Origin of the sequence: Tundrisphaera lichenicola (assembly GCF_051175385.1) — a bacterium.
GTDB classification, from domain to species: Bacteria; Planctomycetota; Planctomycetia; order Isosphaerales; family Isosphaeraceae; genus Tundrisphaera; species Tundrisphaera lichenicola.
Genome location: NZ_CP195106.1, coordinates 6,298,770 through 6,322,248 on the forward strand (window position 1 = coordinate 6,298,770; position 23,479 = coordinate 6,322,248).

Here is a 23,479-nt window from a genome sequence, read left to right on the forward strand (position 1 = left end):
AGGTCCGGGGGGATCTCGGGTCGCTCAAGGTTCCTCCTCTCCATCGAGAGTTGCTTCGGGATTCGGTCGCGAGAGCTTACCCATCCGGTAGGCTTCGCGGAACATCTCCTTGGCGCGATCGGGCAGCGGGGAAGCCTCGATCCGTGCGATCGTCTCTTCGAACGGATAGGCGACCCGCTTCAACTCGATCTTGTTCCCATCAATCACAGCATAGGCTGCGCGAGGGTCTCCATCGCGCGGATTTCCCACGCTCCCGGGATTGAGGACGATCGAGGAGCCGGCCCGGAGGTTGAACTGCATGTGCGAGTGGCCCACGCAGACCACGTCGGCCTCGGCGTCCTCGATCCGCCGGGCCCAGGTCTCCGGGTCCTTCATGAGGTACTCGTCGAGCGGGTCTCGGGGCGTCCCGTGGACCAGGAGGAACCGACGGCCCTCGACCGTGAACCGGGACGTGAGCGGGAGTTGCAGGAGATATCGGCGCTCCTCCGGCCCGAGGGATTCCCAGACCATCGGCCGGGAGACCCGGGTCAGGTAGCGATAGCCGGTTTCGCCCGTGACAGCGACCCCCTGGGCCACCCCGTGGTCATGGTTCCCCCGGATCGCGTAGCGGGCGTGCTCCATCGCCCACCGGACGCAGGCCAGGGGATCGGGACCATAATCCACGAGATCCCCCAGGCAGATGCAGAAGTCGTGGGGCTCGTCGATCGCCGCCAGGGCCGGCCAGTTGGCGTGGATATCCGAGACGACCAGGATACGCATCCCTACCCCCGAGCCGGATCAGACAAGCCAGCGATCGTACCAGAGCTGGAACATCAGGAGGGTCCAGAGCGGCTTCCGGTGGTCGCGGACCCCGGCCTTGTGCTCTCCGACTCTTCGCGCGACCTCCTCCGGCCGGAACAGCCCTTGACGGGCCAGTCGGTCGGGGGCGAGCATCGAATCCATCAGGGGGGCGAGCGGACCCCGGAGCCATCGGGCCACCGGGATGCCGAACCCTTTCTTGGGCCGAGCCAGGATCGAGGCCGGCAATCGGCGGGCCGCCGCACGCTTGAGCAATCGCTTGGTCTGGCCCTTGCCGTACTTGTACGACGCCGGGAGCCGCTGAATCTCGTCGACCAGCCCGGCGTCCAGGAACGGGGCGCGTACCTCCAGCCCGCAGGCCATGCTCGCCCGGTCGACCTTGGTCAGGATGTCGTCCGGCAGGTAGGTATCCTGATAGAGCCGGAGCGACCGCGTGAGCGGGTCGGAGCCGGCGGCCAGCGAGTCGGCCCTCGCCAGGTGTTCGGCCTCGACGTCCAGGCCGCCGGAGTCCAGGAGGATCGCTCCGATCTCCGCCCCCGAGAACGACCCGAGCCAGCGCTGATGGGCCAGGGCCGTCGGCTCGCTGGCCCCTCGGAGGAACTGCTTGAGCTTGAAATCCAGGCTCATGTTCGCGTGATTCACCGGCAAGCGGCCGACGGCCGCGCCAGCCAGGGACCGGGCCGCTCGGGGGAGCCTCCGGAACATCCCGGAGGCCCGCTCGGCCCGGAAGGTCGGATAGCCGGCCAGCAATTCATCGGCCCCGTCCCCGCCCAGGGCGACGGTCACTCCTTCGCGAGCGAACCGGCTCAGGAGGTGGGTCGGCAGGACCGAAGCGTCGCCGAACGGCTCGTCGAGCCAGCCTGCGACCTCGGGCAGGAGTTCCATGACCGAGCCGGGCGAGAAGGTCCGCTCGTGGTGGTCCGTCCCCAGGTGCCGGGCGACGGCCCGCGCGTGCTCGCTCTCGTCGAAGCTCGGGTCCTCGAAGCCGATCGAGAACGTCCGGATATTGCGCGCCGGCTCCAGCTCGGCCAGGGCGGCGGCGACGCTCGACGAGTCGACGCCCCCCGAGAGGAAGACCCCGAGCGGGACGTCCGACCTCCGGTGCCGACCGACCGCCGATCGGAAGTCGTCCCAGAACTGCTCCGCGGTCTCCTCGAAGGGCGGGGCATCGCCGGCGGGCGCGGGCGAATCCCAGTAGCGGGCGACGGTCGCCCGGCCTTCCTCCCAGACCAGGACATGCGCCGGGGGGAGCTTCTTCATCCCGGCCCAGATCGAGTGCGGGCCGGGCAGGTACTCATAGAAGAGGTAGCGGGCCAGGCCCCGGGGGTCGAGTTGCCTAGACACGCCCGGATGGGCGAGCAGGGCCTTGGGCTCGGAGCCGAAGACCAGCGAGCCGGCCGGGGTCTCTGCATAATAGAGCGGCTTCTGCCCCATCCGGTCGCGGGCCAGGATCAACCTCCGCCGGGGGGCGTCCCAGATCGCCAGCGCGAACATCCCGTTGAGCACTCGGGGGAAATCCGCCCCGTGATCCTCATAGAGATGGACCAAGCTCTCGGTGTCGCATCCGGTCCGGAAGGTGTGCCCCTTCGACAACAGTCCGGCCCGAAGTTCCGGGTCATTGTAGATCTCGCCGTTGAAGGTCACCCAGACCGACCCATCCTCGTTCGACATCGGCTGGGCTCCCCCCTCGACGTCGATGATCGAGAGCCTCCGATGCCCCAGGCCGACCGGCCCGTCGAGGTGCAGACCGTCCCCGTCCGGCCCCCGATGAGCGAGGGTCGACGTCATCCGGGCCAGCACGCCGCGATCGGCCGGATCGCCGTCCCGGTTCACGAATCCGGCGATACCACACATGGAGGAAGGTCAATACTCCCGAGCGGGAAAGGGACTTGATCCGACGAGATCCAGGCTATCCGATCCCACCTCCGGAACGGAAGGGCCGATCGGGGTTGCCTGGTCCTGATTGGTTCAGTCGTCCTCCTTGAGCGGCTTGATCCGGACATTTCGGAACTGGACCAGGCTGGGCGGCCCCAGGTATTTGCCGTCCTTGAACCCGCCGTGATGCTGGAACGCGATCGGCCCGTGCTCGGGGATCCCCGGCAGCTGGGCGTCCTGGATCACGGTGATCCCGTTCAACACGACCGTCAGGCGGTCGTCGATCAGCGTGATCTCGAACGAGTTCCACTCTCCGACCGGCTTGTCGGCCTGGTGTTTGGGCGTGACCCCGGCCCGGACGGCGGGAGACATCTTCGGATCCATCCGGTAGCCGTAGACCTCGCCCGAGCCGATCGGCCAGCACCAGATGTTGACCTGGCTCTTGCCGTTCACGTCGCGGAGGAAGACGCCGGAATCGCTGTCGGGCAGGGCCAGCTTCAGCTCCTTGCCGTCGGCCCCTCGGGCGTGCAGGCCATCGGGCAACACATAAGGGATTCCCTGATTGATGTACGGCGTTTCCTTGAGCCGCCAGTCGAACTTGAGGACGAAGTTGCCGTACTCCTTCTCGGAGACCAGATCCTTCGCCCCCGCCGCTTCGCTCCGGGCGTCGTAATCGATCACCCCCTCGACCACCTTCCAGTGGCCGTTATCCCCCTCGGGGACCTTCCAGCCGGCCAGGTCCTTCCCGTTGAAGAGGGTAACGAAGCCCTCCTCCTCCGGAGGGGTCGCGCCGATCATGACGAAGGCGAGGGCGGCGATCATCGCGTTCTGTCGCAACTGGCAAGACATCATTTTGGTCCCCTGGAGGAAGTCGGCCCGACTCAGGAAAGCCCACGCTATCGGGGGCGGGCCCGACGGTCAATCGGCCGGATCCCTCCGATCGGCACGACCTGGCGCAGAGATTGACGACTGTACCGATCGCACGGACGAACACGAGTGACAAACGTACGCTGGTCTGTCGACACGGGTTCAGTCGTCCGGTAGACTGAGAAAGATTCCGAGGGGACCGGGAGAACGGGCCGGTCCACCCACGCTGATGCCGAGGGGATGCTGCCATGCCGATGGGACCCGCCGAGATCGTGGCGAGCCTGAAGGAACTCTGCGAGGCCAAGGGGCCGAGGCTCACGACCTCGCAGATCGTCTCCTGGATCGACCGGCACCAGGGATATGAGACCGACGCCGAGCTGATCGCATTCGCCAAGAAGATGAAGGCCCGCCAGTATGCGCGGATGCTGATGTTCGAGGACGAGGAGACGGGCCGGAAGATCAAGAGGCTCTGGAGCATCTTCGATCGCGAGACCGGCCGACGCTCCTACGCCGACATCTGCGACCTCTCCGACGAGAAGCGCCGGGAGATGATCCGGAAGTACGTCCAGTTCGCCGACCAGCTCAAGTCGGTCCGGCGAGCCATGACCGACTACTTCGCCGGGCAGCAGTTCTTCGACTTTTACTCCGGCGAACTCGAACCCCACCCCACGTTGCTGAACGAACAGAACTGAGCGGTCGGAACCCCCAGCCCGAGAATGGGTTCGTTCCCCACCCCGGGAATGGGTTCGTTCCACATCTTGAGAATGGGTTCGTTCCGCACCCCGAGAATGGGTTCGTTCTGCAGCTTGAGAATGGCTTCGTTCCGTGCCAGAAAACGCGGACAGGATTGCCATAATCACCGTGATTCCAAGGGATTAACGCAAGGTGGCGTCGAGCGCAGCGAGGCCCATCTGTCCAGCTCAGGTCTTCCCTTTTCATGGTTAGGGCGGCCATCCCAATCTCCTTGAGTGAGTGTTCGCCAGGCTCGATCGATCATGGGTTCGTTCGATTCGGGATCAGGGACAGAGCCATGCCGCGTTCCTGAGGTCGGGCCGAGGGGTTCCTCGATAAGATCAGGCCGTGGCGGCGTTCCTTAGCACGAAATCTTTCGAGTCCTCGGGGCAGGGGCCTCAACCCCTGGGGGAATGCTCGAGCGAGCCGGGCCGTTCGGGTCGAAGGGGGATCGCCTCCGATTCGTTGGTCTTGACCCCGGTCGCGCCTCGCCCGGACAATGGGCGTTCGGCCGGTCGATCCAGCGATCGGCCGACCAGGATCGGACCGCCCGCCTTCACGACTCTCCGAGGATCGTCGTCGCCATGTCCTCCACGACCGATACGGCTCGCGTCTCGTCCAACCTGCCCGACGCCCTGGGACGCTTCGGGGCCTTCGGCGGCCGGTTCGTCCCCGAGACGCTGATGGATGCCCTGAATCAGCTTTCCCGGGCGTATGACGAAGCCCGGCGCGATCCCGAGTTCCAGGCGAGGCTCGACTATCTCCTGGCCGACTACGTGGGCCGCCCCTCGCGCCTCTTCCTGGCCGAGAGGCTGACCGAGATGGTCGGCGGGGCGAAGATTTACCTGAAGCGTGAGGACCTGAACCACACCGGCGCCCACAAGATTAACAACGCGCTGGGGCAGGTCATGATCGCCCGAAGGATGGGCAAGACTCGCGTGATCGCCGAGACCGGCGCGGGGCAGCACGGGGTGGCCACGGCCACGGCCTGTGCCCTCTTCGGACTGGATTGCACGATCTACATGGGCGAGGAAGATATCCGCCGCCAGAAGCTGAACGTCTTCAACATGCGGACCATGGGGGCCAACGTGGTGCCCGTCACCTCGGGCTCGAGGACGCTCCGGGATGCCACCAACGAGGCGATGCGCGACTGGATGGGCTCGTCCAAGGAGACCCACTACACGATCGGCAGCGTGGTCGGCCCGCACCCGTTCCCGATGATCGTCCGGGACTTCCAGGCGGTCATCGGTCGCGAGACCAGGGCCCAGTGCCTCGACCGGCTGGGACGCCTGCCCGACCTCGTCGTGGCCTGCGTGGGGGGTGGTTCCAACGCGGCGGGGATGTTCTACCCGTTCGTCCATGACGAGTCGGTCGAGCTGGTGGGTGCCGAGGCGGGGGGCCGAGGTCCTCTCTCCGGCGACCACGCCTCCAGCCTGACCCAGGGTCGGCCCGGCATCCTCCACGGGAGCTTCAGCTACGTCCTCCAGGACGACGACGGCCAGACCGACGACGTCCACTCGATCTCCGCCGGCCTGGATTATCCCGGAGTCGGCCCGGAGCACAGCTACTGGAAGGACACCGGCCGGGTCCGATACGAGAGCATCACCGACGCCGAGGCCCTGGACGCCTACAACGCCACCGCCCGCAAGGAAGGCATCCTCCCCGCGCTCGAATCGAGCCACGCGATGGCCCAAACCTTCAAGGAAGCCGCCAAGCTGGGGGCCGACAAGGTCGTGGTCGTCTGCCTCTCCGGTCGGGGCGACAAGGACGCCTTCGAGGTCGCCCGGCTTCGCGGCGAGCCGATGGGATGAGTCGGCAGTGTCCCACGCGAGAGGGATCCTGGAATGCCCCTCTCCCCCCGGAAGAGGGTGGCCGAAGGCCGGGTGAGGGGTCCCGTCCGATCCACCTTGGCGGGTTGGCGATGATCCGGGGACACCACCAAAACTCGTCCCTCCAGGGTAATCCTGTGACCTTGCCCCGGATGACTCCCGCCTGATTCACCTTTCATTAAACTTCCACATATTCGATTCGCCAGGGCGACCATGAACCGCATCGATTCCCTCTTCGCCCGCCTCAAGCGGGAAGGCCGACCCGCCCTGATGCCGTTCGTGACGGCCGGCGACCCCGACCTGGCCACGACGGCCGCCCTGATCTCCGAGATGATCCGCCAGGGGGCCGACATGATCGAGGTCGGGATCCCCTATTCCGACCCGATCGCGGACGGCCCGGTGATCGCGGCCAGCTACACCCGAGCGTTGAACGGCGGCGTCAAGCTGTCGAGGATCTTCGAGACCTTCCGGGTGCTCCGGGCCGAGGACACCGAAGGGCCTTCGGGCCTCACGCCGATGGTCGCGATGATCTCTTATGCGATCATCCACCGACAAGGGCCCGACCGTTTCCTCCGCGAGGCCGCGACCGCGGGCTTCGACGGCCTGATCGTCCCCGACCTGCCGGTCGAGGAGTCGGACTCGCTCTGTCGCTTGGCCACGGCGATGGACCTCCGCCTGATCCAGCTCATCACCCCCACCACCCCTCGCGAGCGGGCCCTGGCGATCGCCCGATCGACCACCGGGTTCATCTATTACGTCTCGGTCGCGGGGATCACCGGCGAGCGGCGAAGCCTCCCGCCCGAGCTGGCCGAGAACGTGGCCTGGCTCCGGTCGCAGACCGACCTGCCAATCTGCATCGGGTTCGGGATCGGCACGCCCGAGCAAATTCGCGAGCTGGCCCCGGTCGCCGACGGCCTGATCGTCGGGAGCGCCCTGGTCCGCCGGCTGGCCGACGCTTCCAGCCGCACTCAGCGGGAAGTCGTCCAGGATATCGGTCAATTCGTCGCCGAATTGGCGGGCGGGATCGATCGCGCCTGAATACGCCTCGGCTCGCTCGAAGGCGGATTTTCGAGATCGACGATATAGACTCAATCCCCTTCGAGCTCGATCCCCGGCACTTCGATCGAGTCTCGGAGGGCGTGGAGGATGTGCCCCTGGGGACAAATGGTGTTCCGGCCCCGGATGGCCGTACCCTCCTCCTCGAACTCCCAGGATTCGCGGCGAACCTGCTCGGGCGAGTAGGCCGCCGAGCAGGCCGGGCACTCGACGCCGACGAAATCCCCGGCGCCGATCAGATGATCGGCAACGCGGTCGATGGCCGGCTCGTGGACCAGTTCGGGCTGGACGATCGCTTCTTCCTCGGACGGGAGCTTCTCCAGCCAATCGGCGCAGGCCTGGAGCCTCTGGTTCTCGGCCATCAGCTTCATGACCCGGAGATCCCAGTCCCGGTGTTCTTCGAGAACCTCGCGGATCCGGGCCAGGATCGCCCCGGGGCGGAGCAGGAAGATCCCGTGCTCGACCCGGAATCGTGCCTGGTCGAACACGACGAAGGCGGAGTCGTCGGGGCTCTGGTAGCGGACGAGTGGCATGGCGAAACCCCCGGCTCGGGGCCATCCGTGGATCGGTGCGTATCAGACCTCGAACGAATCGAGTCGTTCCGGGATGACGACGGGCGACTCGACGTGAGGTTGCAGGATCGTCCGGAGCCCTTCCATGCTCTCCGGCTCGCCGTGGACGATGAACGCCTTGCCGATCTTGCCGCCGGACTGCTCGTACCACCAGGCCAGGTCGTTCTTGTCGGCGTGCCCGGAGAAGCCGTCGAGGACGTAGACGGCGGCGTTCAGCTCGAACCACTGGTCCATGATCTGGATCCGCTCGACCCCGTCGGCGATCTTCCGGCCGAGGGTCTTCTCGGCCTGGTAGCTGACGATCACGATGGCGTTGTCGGGGTTGCCCACGGCATGCTTGAGGTGGTGCCGGATCCGGCCCGCCTCGCACATCCCCGACGACGCGATGACGACCATCGGGCCGGGCTGGAAGTTCAACCGTCGCGAGTCGTCCCAGCTCTCGCAGTAGTCGACGTACTTCGACCCGAAATACTTCGGATCCTGGTCCATCATCCGGCGGGCGTCGGCCGTGTAGGCCCCGGGATACTCGCGATGGATCTCGGTCAGGCGGAGGGCCAACGGGCTGTCGACATAGACCGGAATCGGCCGGACCTTGTGGACGGCGAAGAGTTCCTGGAGGCAGTAGACCATCCGCTGGGTCCGGCCCAGGCTGAACGCCGGGATCACGATCCGGGACTGGAGCCGGATCGCCCGGGCGACGATGGCGTGAAGCTGCTTCATCAGCTTATCGCTGGGCTCGAGCTCCTTGTTCCCGTAGGTGCTCTCGGTCACGAGGATGTCGATCTCCCGGATCGGGGTGGGGTCGGGCAGGAGGCCCACATTCCGCCGCCCGAGGTCGCCGGTGAAGACGAACCGGCGAGGCTTGCCGTCCTCCGTGTAGTCGAGCTGGATGATCGCCGAGCCGAGGATGTGCCCGGCGTCGCGATAGGTCAGCGTGACCCCTTCCAGGATCTCGGTCGGCTCGTCGTAGGCGAGCCGGTGGAACTGATCGACCACGCACTCGACATCGCCGAGTTCGAACAGGGGGTCGACGGGCTCCTTCGAGGCCGACTTCAGGGTGATGTTCCGGGCGTCCTCCCGCTGGATCCGCGCGCTGTCGCGGAGCATGACGCTGGTGATGTCGGCGGTGGCGGGGGTCACGTACATCGGCCCGCGATACCCGGCCCGGACCAGGCAGGGGAGCCGGCCGATGTGATCGTTGTGCGCGTGCGAGACGATCACGGCGTCGATGTCGCGCGGCTCGAACGTGAAGCTGCGGTTGGGACTCAGCGGGTCGATCCGATCCGAGTCGAACAGGCCGCAATCGAGCAGGATCCGGTGCCGGCCGATCTCCAGGAGATGGCAGCTTCCCGTGACCTGGCGAGCCGCGCCGTGGAACGTGATTCGCAAACGAACATCCTCCCGTCCCGTATCGCGACGCCCCAGGACCTGGCGGGCCGGAATGGGTCATCGGCATCAACTCGGGAGACCACCTCTCCCGAAAACATTTTTGGAATTTTTTCTTGCTTTCCTCATGTTGCCAGGATGTGACATTCATTACAAGTGGCTTGACAATCCCGAGAACCCGACTGGGCTTCTCGAAATCCGAAAGATGGTCTACAGTTTGCTAGAGACGATCGCCGTTCGGGATTGTCAGCGTGACGAGCCGTGTCCGACCGGGTGAGGAGCGCCCCGTTATGACGCGAGATTTGCCCCAGTCCCATCCCCTCCACCGCCTCTTCCGAGGCCTGACCGAGACGACCTTCATGGACGAGCTCGGGATCGGCGATCCTGGCCTGGTGGGGTACGTTGCCAACTTGCTGGCCCGATTCGTCCCCAGCCAGGGCGTCTGGCGCCTCCGCGATGATCAGGGCCGCCCGATCGGCGAGGTCGCCACGATGCTCGCCGAGGCCGAGTCGACCACCGACGAATGTCGACGCCTGGAGTGTTACCGCCATGTCGGCGACTACACGTTATTTTGGACCGGCGTCTACCCCGAGGCGCTCGGGCGTCTCCAATCGAGCCGCTCGGCCGATCAGCTGATCGACTTTCAGGTCCAGGGAAAACGGTCGTATTACGTGGCGAGCACGCTCGGGGCCGAGGAAGCCCCGGTCCTCCGCCGCCTCAGTGCCGAGTTCGAGCTCTGCGCGTTCGGACTCTCCCGGGTCCGCAAAGAGTGGGAGCGTCACGATCCCGAACCGCCGAAGGGGCCGATCCAGGGGGTCATCGGCGCCTGATACTCCCGAAGCTGGGCCAGGGCACCTCGGCATCGACCCGCGAATGGCGAGACTTCGCCGACTCGTTCGGGTAAACTCCTCTGGAACCGGGCGGGACGAAGCCCGCCGGTCGAGCCCCGGTGGAGTGGTCCGAGGTGATCCCCAGCCCGATGACACGGTATCGATCCGATGATCTCCGCCGATTCGCCTCGTCGTTGCTGACGGGGCTCGGCGTGGCCGCTCCTCGGGCGGCTTCCATGGCCACGCATCTGCTCTGGTTCGATGCAGCTGGTGCCTCGCATCACGGCATCGCAACGCTGCCGATCTGGCTCGACCGGCTCGCTCGTCACGAGATCAACCCGAAGGCCGAGGAGCGGGCCGGACGCGAGCGGGCCGGTACGGCGGTCCTGGACGGGCAGGGGGGGCTCGGCCCGCTGGTCCTGGCCCGGGCGTCGGGGATCGCATCGGAGAAGGCCCGAGACGTCGGCGTGGGGATCGTCCGGGTGGTCGGGGTGCTCGACCCCGGACCGGCGGCACCCGCCGTCGCCGACCTGGCCATCGGCCCATTCCTGGCCGGGATCGGGGGGCCAGGACCTTCCTACGCGATCGGGATCCCGATGCCCGGCGGGCTCCCCGCGATCTACGACTCGGCCCTCGGATCGGCCGAAGGGACCGGGAGTCGACCAGTCCTCGGCCCGGGGAGCGGCCTGGATCTGCTGTCGGCCTGGATCGGCGCGGCCTCGGGCGGCGAAGGCTGGACCGTCGTGGCCCTCTCGATCCCCGCGATGGAGCCCCTGTCCGGCTTCCATGCCCGGATCGCCGACTCCTCCCGACCAATAAACGTATCTGGATACCTGGCTCCCGACGCCTGGGAATCCGCCCGCGCCGAGATCCGGGAGCGGGGCATCCCCCTGGATCAGGCCGCATCGGTCGCCCTCCAGCCCTGGGCGGATCGGCTGCAAGTCCCCTGGCCTTCACCCCTGGCCGTTTGATCCTCCGACGGGCGAGTGCAAGGAGATCCCGATGGTCTTGCCGCTGGGGGATGTCGAGAAGACCCGGATCGTGCCGGTGGCCACCTACTTCCTGATGGCCATGAACATCGCGCTCTTCTTCGTCGAGCAGGATCAGGGCGAGACCTTCCGGGCGACCTTCGCGGCGACGCCTTACGAGATCACCCACGACGTCGACATCGATCGCCCGATCGAGATCCACGTCGAGCCCGACGAGGTGGAAGGCCTCCGCGCCCTCCGCGAGGCCCAGACGATCCCACAGGGGCCATTCCCCTTCCCCAACCAGATGTGGCTGACCGTGTTCACGGCCATGTTCCTCCACGCGAGCCCGCTTCACCTGGCCGGGAACATGCTGTTCCTCTGGATCTTCGGCGACAATGTCGAGGAAGTCCTGGGGACCATCCGCTATCTCCTGGTCTACCTGCTCTGCGGGATCGCCGGATCCCTCGCGCAGATCATGGCCGCCCCCGACTCGCTGATCCCGACCCTGGGAGCCTCCGGGGCGATCGCCGGCCTGATGGGAGCCTACATCGTCTGGTTCCCGCATAATCGCGTGCGGGTCCTGATGTTCAACTTCCTGACGATCATGCCAGCCTTCGTGGTCATCGGCATCTGGATCCTGCTCCAGGTCCTCCAGGGATACGGCTCGATCGGCCGGCTGGGGGAAGTCGGCGGCGTGGCCTACCTGGCCCACATCGGCGGGGCGGCCGCCGGGATCCTGGTGGCGATCCTCTTCCGCGAACGGGCCATCGCCTCGCAGGCGGCCGCCTATCGGGATCACTGGGGGGACGACTACTGAGCGACCCGGCCGGAAGGGGCGGCTCAGGCCGACCGGCGGACCGGCCGAGCCTCGGAGGTCCGTCCCATCAGGTCACCCCGGGCGATCGCCCCGCGCCGCTCCAGGACGGCTCCCACTCCATTCAGCGCCAGGCACCAGGAAACGCCGTAGATCAGGTACGCGTAATCCGGATTCCGCGCGATCAGGAGCGCGGTCAGTGACATCTGGACCGCCGGGATCAGGAAGCCGAGGTGGAAGATCCAGGCCATCGTCGCGAATCCGAACGTGGCGAGGGTGGCCCAGACGGCCTTGAACCAGTCGGTCTCGAAGCCCACCAGCGAGTTCATGCTGGCCGTGCTGAAGGCCAGGATCAAAAAGGTAATCCAGACCCGGGCCACCACCAGCAGGAGCGAAGGGGTCGGTCTCTTCGACTCGCCAACCAGGAACTTTCGGGCGATCAAGAAGGCCGCAATCAGGTCGACCCCCCAGAGGGGCAGGAAATGAACCGGGGCCCGGTCTCCCCTCCCGTAGAGGACCTGGCAGACGGAGAAGACCACCAGGTGAGCCCAGCCGACGGCGATCAGCCCCAGACCCCACCGGTCCCGGAGGGCAACCTGTTCGAGATCGGCGACATCAGACATCAAGCCCGACCTGTGGCTGGCGGAATCATGGTCGCTGGGCATCAATCTCATCTCGGATAAGTCGAACGGACTTCTGGGGAAGCTCGGTAAAGTTTAGCACATGGGTCAGTCAGTTGACGTGGGATCTTGAAGGGAGCCTGCGATGGTCGGTTCGCTCGTGGATGGGCTGGTCGATTTCGGGAGATTCGTCGGGTACGCCGTCCAGGTGATCCGGGCCCTCCCCCGAGCGGCCCGGGATCGACCGGCCGAGGTCCTCCGCCAGTTCGAGCGGGTCGCCTGGGGGGGCCTCCCGGTGGTGGCGGCGGCCGGGACCAGCATCGGCCTGGTGACCTGGCTCCAGGTCCGGAGGCTCCTGGCCACCTATGGGGCCGAGGAGACCTTGCCCAGCGTCCTCTCGGCCGCGGTCCTGGTGGAAACCGGGCCGGTCCTGGCCAGCCTCCTGGTAGCGGGACGGATGGGGGCCGGCCTGGGGGCCGAACTCGGATCGATGACGATGACCGAGGAACTGGACGCCCGAGAGGTCCTGGGCGCCTCGACCATCGATTCGCTGGTCGCCCCCCGGGCGATCGCCTGCCTGGTGGCCGTCCCCCTCCTGACGATCCTGATCGACGTCTTCGCGATCCTGGGAGGATTCGGGGCCGAGTTGATCGGCGGCTCGCTCTCGGCCGAGGCCTTCCGGAATCGTTCGCTCGACTTCCTCCGGCTCTCCGACGTGATCCCCGCGACCCTGAAGACGGCCGTCTTCGGTCTCCTGATCGCCCTGATCGGCTGCTGGACGGGCTTGAACGCCGACCGGTCGACCGAGGCCATCGGTCACGCCGCGACCCGGGGCGTCGTCCTCTCGATGCTCGCGGTCTTCGCCGCCAACGTCGTGATCGTCCCGCTGGTCCAGGCCATCGTCGAGGCCGTCGGCTGGACCGGATGATCCCGGAGGATCATGCGTCGGACGTCCGGGCCCCGCCAAGCGTCACTTCAGCGACGCCTGAGCCACGGCTTGAAGTTCTTCAGGGGACGCCGAGCCGGCGCATACCCGTAGTGCGAAGTATATCCCGCCCCATGTCCGCCCTGCATCGGGAGGTAGTACCCGCCGTTCCGGGAATAACCGGGCACGGATGGAGCGTACGTCGTCGAGTATCGCGGGGCGAAGGTCGGCGATGGATAGGTGGGGACCGGATATTGCGTCGCCGGTGGTCGATAGTTCGAGGAATAGGTTCGGTAGGGGGCGTGGATGTACGTCCCCTGTTGGGCCGAAGCCGTCGAATGATCGGCGAGCAGGATGGCCGCCAGAGCCATGCCGAAGCAGGATGGTGCGAAACATCGAATGCCGTGCATGAGGGTCGCCTCCATTAAATAGACTTATCCGGGGAGGGCGAGGGATAGGGGAGGGCTCCGAGACTTCGGGCCTCCCGTCGTCATACTTCACCCTTCCCGCCCGGAAGTGGGGACGAGCACTCTCGGCCCCGCTCCGGGGACGGTTGCCGATTCCGGGCCTCGCTCCACCTTCTCGGATAGCCTCTTGAACCCGAGAACGAGCGACGGCGGGGGAGATCTTCCCCGAATGGTTCGGATCGGGAGGGGTAAATTCGTTCCAGTTGTCTATCCGTGCAACAATCGCGCCAACCTCCTGGCGCTCGCGGGTCGAGCCGGGCTCGACTCCCCACGTTCCATCCGGCCTGGACCTCGGGCTAGGCGCAAGTCGGGGCCGGTCGCTATGCTCGGACCACCCCCGCGAGGGTCCTCTACGGAACCGAAATCGAGCGGTCCGTGTCTTCTCGGGTGGACTCCAGCCTTCGCGACCCGGTCCGATTCCCCAATCAACGGATCGGCCGACTCGGGGGACTCGGAGTCCGACACACCGCGAGCCACCGGTGGGCCGTCCCGGGCCGGCGTCGTCAGTCGGAGGGGATCGGGCTTCAACCGGCACGCTCGCCCAGTCAAGGCCGGCGCCCGCGCCGGACAGGTCCGATGGTCCAGATTAAACTGCCTGACGGGTCGATGAAGGAATATCCCGATGGCGTCCGCTCCCGGGAGATCGCCGAGGGGATCGGCAAGCGGCTCGCCGATGCCGCCGTCGCTGCCGTCATCGACGGCAATATCGTCGACCTCGACCGCCCCCTCGAACCAGGCACCGGGCAACCCATCGAGCTGCGCCTGCTGACCTCGCGGGATCGCGAGGCGCTCGACGTCCTCCGCCATTCGACGGCGCACATCATGGCCCGGGCGATCCTCCGGCTCCATCCGGGAGCCCGACTCGCCTTCGGCCCGACCACCGCGAGCGGCTACTATTACGACGTCGACCTGCCCGACCGGCCGCTCTCCGAGGACGATTTCCCGGCCGTCGAGGCCGAGATGGCGAAGATCCTCAAGGACGCCGAGCCGTTCGAGCGGTTCAGCCTGCCCGCCGGCGAGGCCCGCGAGTTCGTGGATGGGCTCGGCCAGACCTACAAGGTCGAGCACATCGACGACGAACTCCACAAGTACGGCGTCCTCAGCTTCTACCGGCAAGGCGAATTCGTCGACCTCTGCCGGGGGCCGCACATCCCCCACGCGGGGAAGGTCGGGGCTTTCAAGCTCCTCTCGATCGCCGGAGCCTACTGGAAGGGCCAGACCGACCGGAAGATGCTCCAGCGGGTCTACGGGACCGCGTTCTTCGACAAGAAGGACCTCGACGCCCACCTCGCCCAGATCGAGGAAGCCAAGAAGCGCGACCACCGGCGGATCGGCAAGGAACAGCACCTCTTCACCATCTCGCAACTGGTCGGCTCCGGCCTGATCCTCTGGATGCCCCGAGGCGCGATCATCCGGGGAATCCTCGAGAACTTCCTCAAGGACGAGTTGCTCAAGCGAGGGTATCAGCCGGTCTACACCCCGCACATCGGTAAGATCGAGCTGTACAAGACCAGCGGGCACTACCCGTACTACAAGGATTCGCAGTTCCCGCCACTCCGGCTCCTGAGTGACGCGGCCATGGCCCTGGTCGACGGCCTGGAGAAGGGGACCCTGGACGACCCGGCCCAGAAGAAGCTCCTGCGCGACGCCGGGATTCCCGAAGGAGGGATCCCCGAACGGCACGACGGCCAGGCGGCGAAGGAGGTCTCCCCTTCGTACTGGACGCTCGATTCGGCCGGTCGGGTCGGCTACGTCGAGGAATTCGGCGTGAGCGAGGAATACCTCCTCAAGCCGATGAACTGCCCGCACCACATCCAGATCTTCGCCGCCCAGCCCCGGAGCTATCGCGACCTGCCGGTCCGCCTGGCCGAATTCGGGACCGTCTACCGCTACGAGCAGTCGGGCGAGCTCTCGGGCCTGACCCGGGTCCGGGGGTTCACCCAGGACGACGCCCACCTGTTCTGCACCCCCGATCAGGTCCGCAAGGAATTCCGGGACACGATGGAGCTGACCCAGCACGTCCTGGCCAGCCTCGGCCTGACCGACTACCGGCTCCGGCTCTCCAAGAGCGACCCGACCGACCCCAAGTACCAGGGGGCGGAAGGGGAGACCTGGCAGAAGGCCGAGGCCGACATCCGGGCGGTCCTCGACGAGATGGAGCTGCCCTACGACGAGGCCCCCGGCGAGGCGGCCTTCTACGGCCCGAAGGCCGACTTCGTCGTCCGCGACTGCATCGGCCGCCAGTGGCAGCTCGGGACCGTCCAGCTCGACTACGTCCTGCCCGAGCGGTTCGGCCTGCACTACACCGGGGCCGACAATCTCCCGCACCGCCCGGTGATGATCCACCGGGCCCCGTTCGGGAGCATGGAGCGGTTCATGGGAATCCTGATCGAGCACTTCGCCGGGGCCTTCCCGCTCTGGCTGGCGCCCGAGCAGGTCCGGGTCCTGCCGATCTCGGACAAGTTCATGGACTACGCCCGACAGGTGGTCTCGTCCCTCCAGTCGTCCCACTTCCGGGTCGAACTGGACGCCCGCCCGGAGAAGATCGGCGCCAAGATCCGCGACGCCCAGCTGGCCAAGATCCCGGTGATGTTCGTCGTCGGCGGCAAGGAGGTCGAGAGCGGCACGGTCTCGTATCGGGACCGGATCGACGGCGACCTCGGGGCGATGACCATCGAGGCGGCGGTCGAGCGGCTCAGGGCCGAGGTCGACTCGCGGGCCATCCGACAGGTCGCCGAACCGGTCATCCCGGCCGAACCGGAAGACTCGACCGAGAAGCACGCCTATTGACAGGGCACCCCGGAAGGGGTAATCCTTTGGATTGCCTCGGGACACGCGTTGAGCTTGCTGCGGGGGCAAGCAACGCGACTGTCCGGGGTGCCGCCCGACGCTCCTGGAGCCGTCGAGGGCCCCCGTCCGAGCTGAGGCCTAGACCCAACGTCCGCCGAGGAGGGACGTCATCGACCGGAATCTCAGGGTGAACGAGCAGATCCGCATCTCTCCGGTGCGGGTGATCAACACGGAAGGCGAGTTGCTCGGCGTGATGCCGACCGGCAAGGCCATGGAGGCCGCCCGCGAGGCCGGCCTCGACCTGGTGGAGGTCGCTCCCAACGAGCGTCCGCCGGTCTGCAAGATCATGGACTTCGGCAAGTTCAAATACTCGCAGAAGAAGAAGGCCAGCAAGCAGAAACAGCACCAGGTCCAGGTCAAGGAAATCCGCGTCCGGCCCAAGACCGGCGACCACGATATCGAGGTCAAGGTCAAGCGGGCCCGCGAATTCCTGGAACACAAGGACAAGGTGCTCGTCAACGTCCTCTTCCGAGGCCGAGAACTCGCCCACATCGACGAAGGCCGCAAGGTCATGAACGAGGTCCTCCAGGCCCTCGAAGATGTCGCGAAGGTCGAGAAGAATCCATCGATGGAAGGGAAACGGATGACGGCGATCGTGGCCCCCAGGGCTTGAGCCCGGGACGCCCGCGCGATCGCCGGGCCGGCCCGCCGAGGTCCCTCCGAGGAAATCACCTCGAAGGGTCCGGGGTGCAAGCCCCACCGATGCGGGATGCACAGCCCTTCCGGCGGCAAGTTTCTTCGATGGATGGTCTGCGGCTTCCGACACGAGTCAAAGGAGACGCTCCGCCGAGGCGAGGAGCCCCCCAGGAACTGGATACGCTCCGCAGTCCGACGCATGGTGATCCCGAGACGACGTCTTTCCGAATTGCCCTTACAATCGGTCGTTTGACCTTGGCGTAAGGTCTCCGTGTTTGCTACACTCTTCGACTCGGCCGACGACGCCGGACCCTTCCGAGGGCGCGTGGTCGGCTCCTTCTTGTTGCCGCGAGGCCTCGAGCGACCATGCCTAAGCTGAAGACTCACAAAGGGATGAAGAAGCGGTTCAAGGTGTCGGCCACCGGCAAGGTCAGCCACAAGAAGTGCGGTTCGTCGCACCTGATGAGCCACAAGAGCGGCAAGCAGGTCCGTCGCCTCCGCAAGCCGGTGCAGCTGAAGGTCCTGGCCGAGGCCCGCCGCGTCCGCAAGGCCCTGCACACCCAGCCGGGTGCCAACTACACCGAACTCGAAGCGATCCGCGAAGGGATCGTCGCCGAGAACGAGGCCATGGCCGCCGAGAGCGCGGTCGACCCGGCGACCCTGCCCTCCGAGGCCTGAGCCCGGATCGGGCCGGATCCGGCCCTCGAAAGCGATTCGCCCGTGGGGCCGCCGGCCCCGAACCCCGCACCGAGCGTCCCCAAGCCCGAAGTTGAGAAGATACGATGCGTTCCAAGAGCGGAGTGCCCCGCAACCAGCGGAAGAAGCGGCTATTCAAGAAGGTCGAAGGGTTCGTCGGCGGTCGCCGGAAACTCCTCAAGTCGGCCAAGGAAACCCTCCTCCGCGCCGGGATGTTCGCCTTCCGCGACCGTCGGGCCAAGAAGCGCGACTTCCGCCGCCTGTTCATCACCCGACTGAGCGCCGCCGCCGAGATGCGCGGGATGCGCTACAGCCGGTTCATCTACGGCCTCCGGCTGTCCGGGATCGCCCTCGACCGCAAGAGCCTCTCGGACCTCGCGATCGTCGACGCCGAGACCTTCGACGCCATCACCGACCGGGTCCGCGCCGAACTCGATAAGGCCGACGCCGCCCTCGCGGCCCGCCAGAAGACCGCCTGAGACGGTTCGAGCCCCTCGATATCGGGAGAGATCGCCACGGGCCGATTCCGACCCGCGTGCGATCTTTCGCCCCTTTCACGGGTCGAGGCCGGCCCGTGACCGCACGTCGGACGTCGAAGCGACCCCTCCCATGAGCATGCCCGACCCTACCGGCGACCCGATCGCCTCCCTGGAATCGCTGGAAACCGAGGGCCTCGCGGCTTTCGCGGAGGCCTCCAACGCCGAGGCGATCGAGGCGGCCCGGATCGAATTCCTCGGGCAGAAGCAGGGGCGGGTCAAGTCGGCCCAGGAACGACTCAAGGCCCTGGAACCGTCGGCCAAGAAGGCTTACGGCCAGCGGTTCAACGCGGCCAAGCAGGCCCTCGAAGCCGCCTGGACCAAGGCCAAGGCCCGCGTCGAGCGGCCGACAATCCTGGCCGACGCGATCGACGTGACCTTGCCCGGCCATCGGCCCAGGATCGGCCATCGTCATCCGCTGACGCAAACGGCCGACGAGTTGATCGACCTCTTCGGCCGGTTCGGCTTCGCGGTCGCCCGGGGGCCCGAGGTCGAGGACGTCCGGCACAACTTCGAGGCCCTGAACATCCCGGCCTCGCATCCGGCACGCGACCCGGTCGATAACTTCTACATCACCGACGACACCCTGCTCCGGAGCCAGACCAGCACGGTCCAGATCCGGATCATGGAGAATCAGCCGCCGCCGGTCCGGGTCATCGCCATCGGCCGGGTCTACCGACCCGACGAGCCGGACGAGACCCACTTCCCGATGTTCCACCAGATCGAAGGCCTGATGGTGGACAAGGGCGTGACGATGGCCGACCTCAAGACGGTCCTCCGCCTGTTCGCCCGGAGCTACCTGGGCCACGATGTGAAGATCCGGTTCCGACCCTCGTTCTTCCCGTTCACCGAACCGAGCGTCGAGGTCGATATGCTCTGGCACGGGGGCGACCGATGGGTTGAAATGGGAGGGGCCGGGATGGTTGATCCCGACGTCTTCCGGGCGGTTGGCTACGACCCCGACGAGGTCACCGGGTTCGCCTTCGGCCTGGGGATCGAGCGTCTCTGCATGAGACGACACGGGATCAAGGACATCCGCTGGCTGACCCAGAATGACGCCCGCTTCCTCGAACAATTCTGATCGCGAACCAACCGCCGGCACCGTGCCTCGTCCTCTCCCCCGAAGCGACGTACCCACCGAGCCTAACTCATGACGACGGAACAAGATCGCGTGATCGTGACGACCGGGTCCACGGCACAGGCCGTCCTGGTCCACCATCGCGACTTTCCCGAGATCCGGGCCGAGGGAGCCAGCCCCCAGGCCGCCGCGTCGAACCTCGTCAACCAGTTGACCCGGGCCCTCGATAGCGCCCTGACCAAGTGGCGTCGCGACGCCATCGAGCAGGCGATCGTCGAGGTCCAGACCTTCGCCGCCCCCAAGGCCTGAGACGTCCCCCGCCCACGACGCCCGGAGTCCCGATCCGATGACCGAGGCCGACGCCGAACGATCGCCCCAGCTAGTCCGCGAGCTCGGGCCGGTCGACGCCTCGATGATCGTCATGGGCTCGATGATCGGGTCGGGGATCTTCATCACCTCGGCTGAGTCGGCCCGATTGGTGGGCTCGCCCGGCTGGCTCCTGGCCGCCTGGGCCATCGCCGGTCTCCTGACGATTACCGGGGCGATCTGCTCGGCCGAAGTCGCCGCGATGATGCCGCGAGCCGGGGGGCAATATGTCTTCCTCCGCGAGGCCTATGGCCCCGCGTTCGGTTTCATGTTCGGCTGGGCAACCTTCCTGGTGGTTCAGACCGGGACGATCGCGGCGGTGGCCGTGGCCTTCGCCAAGTTCTTCGGGATCCTGGTCCCGGAGATCGCCGCGGACCGTTACCCTCTCTTCGAGCCGATCTCGCTCGGGAATTCGGGCTACGCGATCAGCCTGTCGACGCAGCAGTTGGTGGCGGTGGTCCTGATCGCGTTCCTCACCGCAGTGAATACGCGAGGCCTGAAGACCGGCAAGACGATCCAGAATACCTTCACGTTCACCAAGACGGCGGCCCTGATCGCCCTGATCGTGGTGGGGCTTTTCTTCGGGGCCAACCGAGGCGCGGCGGCCTTTACTTCGTCCTGGTGGTCGCCCGAGGCCAACGGCTGGACCGCCGAGAAGGCCCAGTCGAACCTGGGGGCGGTGGGCACGCTCGCGTTCCTCCTGCTCCTGGGCAAGGCGATGATCGGCCCGCTGTTCTCGCAGACGGCCTGGAATAGCGTAACCTTCACCGGCGGCGAGATCCGCGACCCGGGGCGGACCCTGCCCAGGGCCCTGGTCTTCGGCTGCGGGTCGGTGGTGGGGCTCTACCTGCTGGCCAACGTCGCCTACCTGCTGACGCTCCCCTTCGACCAGATCCAGCATGCCGAGCAGGATCGAGTCGGCACCGCCCTGATGAAGGCGGTCCTGGGGCCGGTCGGGGTGACGATGATGGCGGTGGCGATCATGATCTCGACCTTCGGCTGCATCAACGGCCTGGTCCTGTCCGGGGCGAGAGTCCTCTACGCGATGGCCCGCGACGGACTCTTCTTCCGAAAGGTCGCCACGACGAATCGCCACCACGTCCCGTCGGTCGCCCTGGTCGCCCAGGGACTCTGGGCCATCCTCCTGACCCTGCCGGTCAAGGTCATCCTCGATCCGGAAACCGGCGCGAAGACTTACGGGAACACCTACAATCAGCTCCTGGAATTCCTGGCGCCGGTAGATCTTACGTTCTATATGTTGATGGTAGGCTCGGTGGTGATGTTCCGGATCAAGGCACCCCAGGCCGTCCGTCCTTATCGGACCTTCGCCTATCCGGTGCCGTTGGTGTTCTACCTGACCGTCGCCGGCCTCCTGGTGGCCGACTTCATTTACCTGGAGCCGCTGACCGCGGGGATCGGCTATGCGATCGCCCTGGCGGGCATCCCGGTCTACTGGCTCCGCTCGCTGACCACCCGAACCGGCCGACCCGAAGGGGAATCCCTCGGGACCGGAGATTGAGCCCCTCGAACGTCGGGGCCGTGGGATACCCATCGCGATGATCGTCAGCTGGAACTGGCTCTCCGATTACCTCCGGCTCGACATGCCGGTCGAAGTCCTCTCCGAACGGCTCATGCTGTCGGGCTTGAACCACGAGTCGACCGAGGAGGTCGGCGGCGACCTCGCCATCGACCTGGAGGTCACCAGCAATCGCCCCGATTGCCTGGCCCACCTGGGTGTGGCCCGCGAGATCGGCGTCCTCTTCGATCGCCCGGTCCGCTTCCCCGACCCTCGGCCCGCCACGGGCGGCGTGGCCGCCGACACGATCGCCGGGGTCGGTATCGAGGCCCCCGACCTCTGTTCGCGATTCACCGCGAGGGTCGTGACCGGGGTCAAGGTCGGCGAGAGCCCCTGGTGGATGCGGAAACGGCTGGAAACCCTGGGAGTCCGGCCGATCAGCAACGTCGTCGACGTGACCAACTACGTCATGCTCGAATGCGGCCAGCCGCTCCACGCTTACGACCTGGCGAAGGTCGAAGGCCGGAGCCTGATCGCTCGACGGGCCCGGAAGGGGGAACGCCTCCGGGCGATCAACGGCAAGGACTACGAGCTGACGCCCGAGATGCTGGTCATCGCCGACGCCGCCCGACCGGTGGGCCTGGCCGGGGTGATGGGGGGCCTGGAGACCGAGATCGGCCCGGGGACGGTCGACGTCCTGATCGAGGCCGCGCGGTTCGCCCCCCTGATCGTCCGCCGGACTTCGAGGGCCCTGGGCCTGACCAGCGACTCCAGCTACCGGTTCGAGCGTCCGATCGACCCCGAGGTCACGGAGTGGGCCAGCCGCCGATGCGCCGAGCTGATCCTGGCGACCGCGGGAGGGACCTTGCATCCGGGACTGATCGACGCCGGTTCCTCGGAATACGAGCGGCCGGTGGTCACGCTCCGCCTGGACCAGATCGCGCGAGTCCTCGGGATCACGATCGACCCGGCCGAGGTCTCGCGGATCCTGCTGGCCCTGGGGCTCCATCACGAGGGAGGACCGCCCGAGGCCCCGATGTTCCGCGCCCCGAGCTGGCGGAGTGACCTGGAACGAGAGATCGACCTGATCGAGGAGGTCGCCCGGATCCACGGCTACGACCACATCCCCGAGGATCGGCCGGTCCCGCTGGCCTCGAGCCCGAGAGGCCCTCGCGAGCGGGTTGAGGACGCGACCCGATCGCTCCTGACCGGCCTGGGCTTCGAGGAGGCGGTCACCCTCAGCTTCGTGCCCGACGAGCTGGTCGGGGCGATGGAGGTGGAAGGGGCCCAGCCGCCGATCCGCGTCGAGCACTCGGTCCGCAAGCGAGCCAACGCCCTCCGACAGAGCCTGGTGCCCAGCCTCCTGGCGGTCCGGAAGCACAACGAAGCCCACGGGAACCTGGACGTCGACCTCTTCGAGATCGCCAACGTCTACCTCCCCCGACCCGGCCATCCCTTGCCCGACGAGCCGACCCGCCTGACCCTGGTCAGCGGGCGAGACTTCCTCGGCCTCAAGGGGATCGTCGAGGCGGTCCTGGCCCGCTTCCACCTGGAAGGCGAGCTGGAGGTCCGGCCGAGCCCGGCGTCCTGGTTCACCCCCGGCCGATCGGCCGAGCTGCTCCTGAAAGGGACCGTCCTGGGGAGGATGGGCGAGATCGACCGTTCGAGGCTCGACGGCCTGGATTTGAAGAACGCCTGCTCGGCGGCCGAGCTGACGCTGGGAGTCCTGGTCGACCGGGCGAACCTGGTCCCCACGCACCGGGCGATGCCCACCCTGCCGGCGGTGGCGCGGGACCTCTCGCTGATGGTCCCGCGCGACCTCCCCTGGGCGGAACTCGCCGGGGTGGCCGGCAAGGCGGGCGGCCCGATGCTCGAATCGATCGTCTATCTCGACGCCTTCCGGGGCGGCAACGTCCCCGAAGGTCGCCAGAGCATCCACTTCGGGCTCCGCTTCCGCCACCCCGAGCGGACCCTGACCGGCGAGGAGGTCGAGAAGTCGGTCCAGGCAATCGTCGAGGCCTGCGCCACCAGTTTCGAGGCCACCCTCCGGTCCTGATCG

Annotated in this window: 22 protein-coding genes; 15 read left to right on the top strand and 7 right to left on the bottom strand. The window is 66.9% G+C overall.

Features of this window, described 5'->3' with window-relative positions; translation table 11 throughout:
* Window positions 1–24: 24 nt before the first annotated feature.
* The 3 genes from P12x_RS24845 to P12x_RS24855 form a co-directional block, all read right to left on the bottom strand.
* Window positions 25–759, bottom strand: a complete 735-nt coding sequence (locus tag P12x_RS24845) for a metallophosphoesterase family protein (protein WP_435007705.1) — start codon at window positions 757–759, stop codon at window positions 25–27.
* Window positions 760–777: 18 nt separating this feature from the next.
* Window positions 778–2,652 (bottom strand): asparagine synthase (glutamine-hydrolyzing), encoded by a 1,875-nt coding sequence (asnB, locus tag P12x_RS24850; RefSeq protein WP_435007706.1) that lies wholly within the window; start codon window positions 2,650–2,652, stop codon window positions 778–780.
* A gap of 114 nt (window positions 2,653–2,766) precedes the next feature.
* Window positions 2,767–3,495, bottom strand: coding sequence for a 3-keto-disaccharide hydrolase (locus tag P12x_RS24855; protein ID WP_435007707.1), 729 nt, complete (start codon window positions 3,493–3,495; stop codon window positions 2,767–2,769).
* Between the two features lie 293 nt (window positions 3,496–3,788).
* Here P12x_RS24855 and P12x_RS24860 point away from each other — a divergent pair, with 293 nt between their 5' ends.
* From P12x_RS24860 to trpA, 3 genes are all read left to right on the top strand, one after another.
* Window positions 3,789–4,232, top strand: coding sequence for a hypothetical protein (locus P12x_RS24860; protein WP_435007708.1), 444 nt, complete (start codon window positions 3,789–3,791; stop codon window positions 4,230–4,232).
* A gap of 624 nt (window positions 4,233–4,856) precedes the next feature.
* Window positions 4,857–6,083: a tryptophan synthase subunit beta gene (gene trpB / locus P12x_RS24865; RefSeq protein WP_435007709.1), complete on the top strand. Its 1,227-nt coding sequence runs from the start codon at window positions 4,857–4,859 to the stop codon at window positions 6,081–6,083.
* 231 nt (window positions 6,084–6,314) lie between these two features.
* Entirely contained in the window at window positions 6,315–7,139 is an 825-nt protein-coding gene (gene trpA, locus P12x_RS24870) for a tryptophan synthase subunit alpha (protein WP_435007710.1), read from the top strand.
* Window positions 7,140–7,189: 50 nt separating this feature from the next.
* Here trpA and P12x_RS24875 read toward each other — a convergent pair whose 3' ends face one another.
* Both P12x_RS24875 and P12x_RS24880 read right to left on the bottom strand, forming a co-directional pair.
* Window positions 7,190–7,690, bottom strand: coding sequence for a hypothetical protein (locus P12x_RS24875; protein WP_435007711.1), 501 nt, complete (start codon window positions 7,688–7,690; stop codon window positions 7,190–7,192).
* 42 nt (window positions 7,691–7,732) lie between these two features.
* Window positions 7,733–9,118 (bottom strand): MBL fold metallo-hydrolase, encoded by a 1,386-nt coding sequence (locus tag P12x_RS24880; RefSeq protein ID WP_435007712.1) that lies wholly within the window; start codon window positions 9,116–9,118, stop codon window positions 7,733–7,735.
* Window positions 9,119–9,405: 287 nt separating this feature from the next.
* On the opposite strand from P12x_RS24880, the gene P12x_RS24885 reads away from it, so the two are divergent.
* The 3 genes from P12x_RS24885 to P12x_RS24895 all read left to right on the top strand — a co-directional run bounded on the left by P12x_RS24885 (window position 9,406) and on the right by P12x_RS24895 (window position 11,733).
* On the top strand, window positions 9,406–9,945 hold the full coding sequence (locus P12x_RS24885) for a hypothetical protein (RefSeq protein WP_435007713.1): 540 nt from the start codon (window positions 9,406–9,408) through the stop codon (window positions 9,943–9,945).
* A gap of 149 nt (window positions 9,946–10,094) precedes the next feature.
* A complete protein-coding gene (locus tag P12x_RS24890) occupies window positions 10,095–10,916 on the top strand; it encodes an Ldh family oxidoreductase (RefSeq protein WP_435007714.1) in 822 nt (273 codons plus the stop codon).
* A 31-nt stretch (window positions 10,917–10,947) separates the two neighbouring features.
* Window positions 10,948–11,733, top strand: a complete 786-nt coding sequence (locus P12x_RS24895) for a rhomboid family intramembrane serine protease (RefSeq protein WP_435007715.1) — start codon at window positions 10,948–10,950, stop codon at window positions 11,731–11,733.
* 23 nt (window positions 11,734–11,756) lie between these two features.
* On the opposite strand, the gene P12x_RS24900 is transcribed toward P12x_RS24895, so the two are convergent.
* Window positions 11,757–12,395, bottom strand: coding sequence for a hypothetical protein (locus P12x_RS24900; protein ID WP_435007716.1), 639 nt, complete (start codon window positions 12,393–12,395; stop codon window positions 11,757–11,759).
* A gap of 100 nt (window positions 12,396–12,495) precedes the next feature.
* Between P12x_RS24900 and P12x_RS24905 the strand changes: the two genes are divergently transcribed.
* Complete coding sequence (locus P12x_RS24905; protein WP_435007717.1) at window positions 12,496–13,278, top strand: MlaE family ABC transporter permease; 783 nt, start codon at window positions 12,496–12,498, stop codon at window positions 13,276–13,278.
* Between the two features lie 47 nt (window positions 13,279–13,325).
* Here P12x_RS24905 and P12x_RS24910 read toward each other — a convergent pair whose 3' ends face one another.
* Window positions 13,326–13,685, bottom strand: coding sequence for a hypothetical protein (locus tag P12x_RS24910; RefSeq protein ID WP_435007718.1), 360 nt, complete (start codon window positions 13,683–13,685; stop codon window positions 13,326–13,328).
* A gap of 633 nt (window positions 13,686–14,318) precedes the next feature.
* Between P12x_RS24910 and thrS the strand changes: the two genes are divergently transcribed.
* The 8 genes from thrS (at window position 14,319) to pheT (ending at window position 23,476) form a co-directional block, all read left to right on the top strand.
* Entirely contained in the window at window positions 14,319–16,532 is a 2,214-nt protein-coding gene (gene thrS, locus P12x_RS24915) for a threonine--tRNA ligase (protein ID WP_435007719.1), read from the top strand.
* 187 nt (window positions 16,533–16,719) lie between these two features.
* Window positions 16,720–17,205: a translation initiation factor IF-3 gene (gene infC / locus P12x_RS24920; protein ID WP_435007720.1), complete on the top strand. Its 486-nt coding sequence runs from the start codon at window positions 16,720–16,722 to the stop codon at window positions 17,203–17,205.
* A gap of 389 nt (window positions 17,206–17,594) precedes the next feature.
* Window positions 17,595–17,906, top strand: coding sequence for a 50S ribosomal protein L35 (gene rpmI / locus P12x_RS24925; RefSeq protein ID WP_435007721.1), 312 nt, complete (start codon window positions 17,595–17,597; stop codon window positions 17,904–17,906).
* 104 nt (window positions 17,907–18,010) lie between these two features.
* Window positions 18,011–18,403: a 50S ribosomal protein L20 gene (rplT, locus tag P12x_RS24930; RefSeq protein ID WP_435007722.1), complete on the top strand. Its 393-nt coding sequence runs from the start codon at window positions 18,011–18,013 to the stop codon at window positions 18,401–18,403.
* 130 nt (window positions 18,404–18,533) lie between these two features.
* Window positions 18,534–19,541, top strand: coding sequence for a phenylalanine--tRNA ligase subunit alpha (pheS, locus tag P12x_RS24935; protein WP_435007723.1), 1,008 nt, complete (start codon window positions 18,534–18,536; stop codon window positions 19,539–19,541).
* A gap of 69 nt (window positions 19,542–19,610) precedes the next feature.
* Window positions 19,611–19,847 (top strand): hypothetical protein, encoded by a 237-nt coding sequence (locus P12x_RS24940; RefSeq protein WP_435007724.1) that lies wholly within the window; start codon window positions 19,611–19,613, stop codon window positions 19,845–19,847.
* 37 nt (window positions 19,848–19,884) lie between these two features.
* Entirely contained in the window at window positions 19,885–21,423 is a 1,539-nt protein-coding gene (locus P12x_RS24945) for an APC family permease (RefSeq protein WP_435007725.1), read from the top strand.
* A gap of 37 nt (window positions 21,424–21,460) precedes the next feature.
* Complete coding sequence (gene pheT / locus P12x_RS24950) at window positions 21,461–23,476, top strand: phenylalanine--tRNA ligase subunit beta (protein WP_435007726.1); 2,016 nt, start codon at window positions 21,461–21,463, stop codon at window positions 23,474–23,476.
* Window positions 23,477–23,479: the final 3 nt, after the last annotated feature.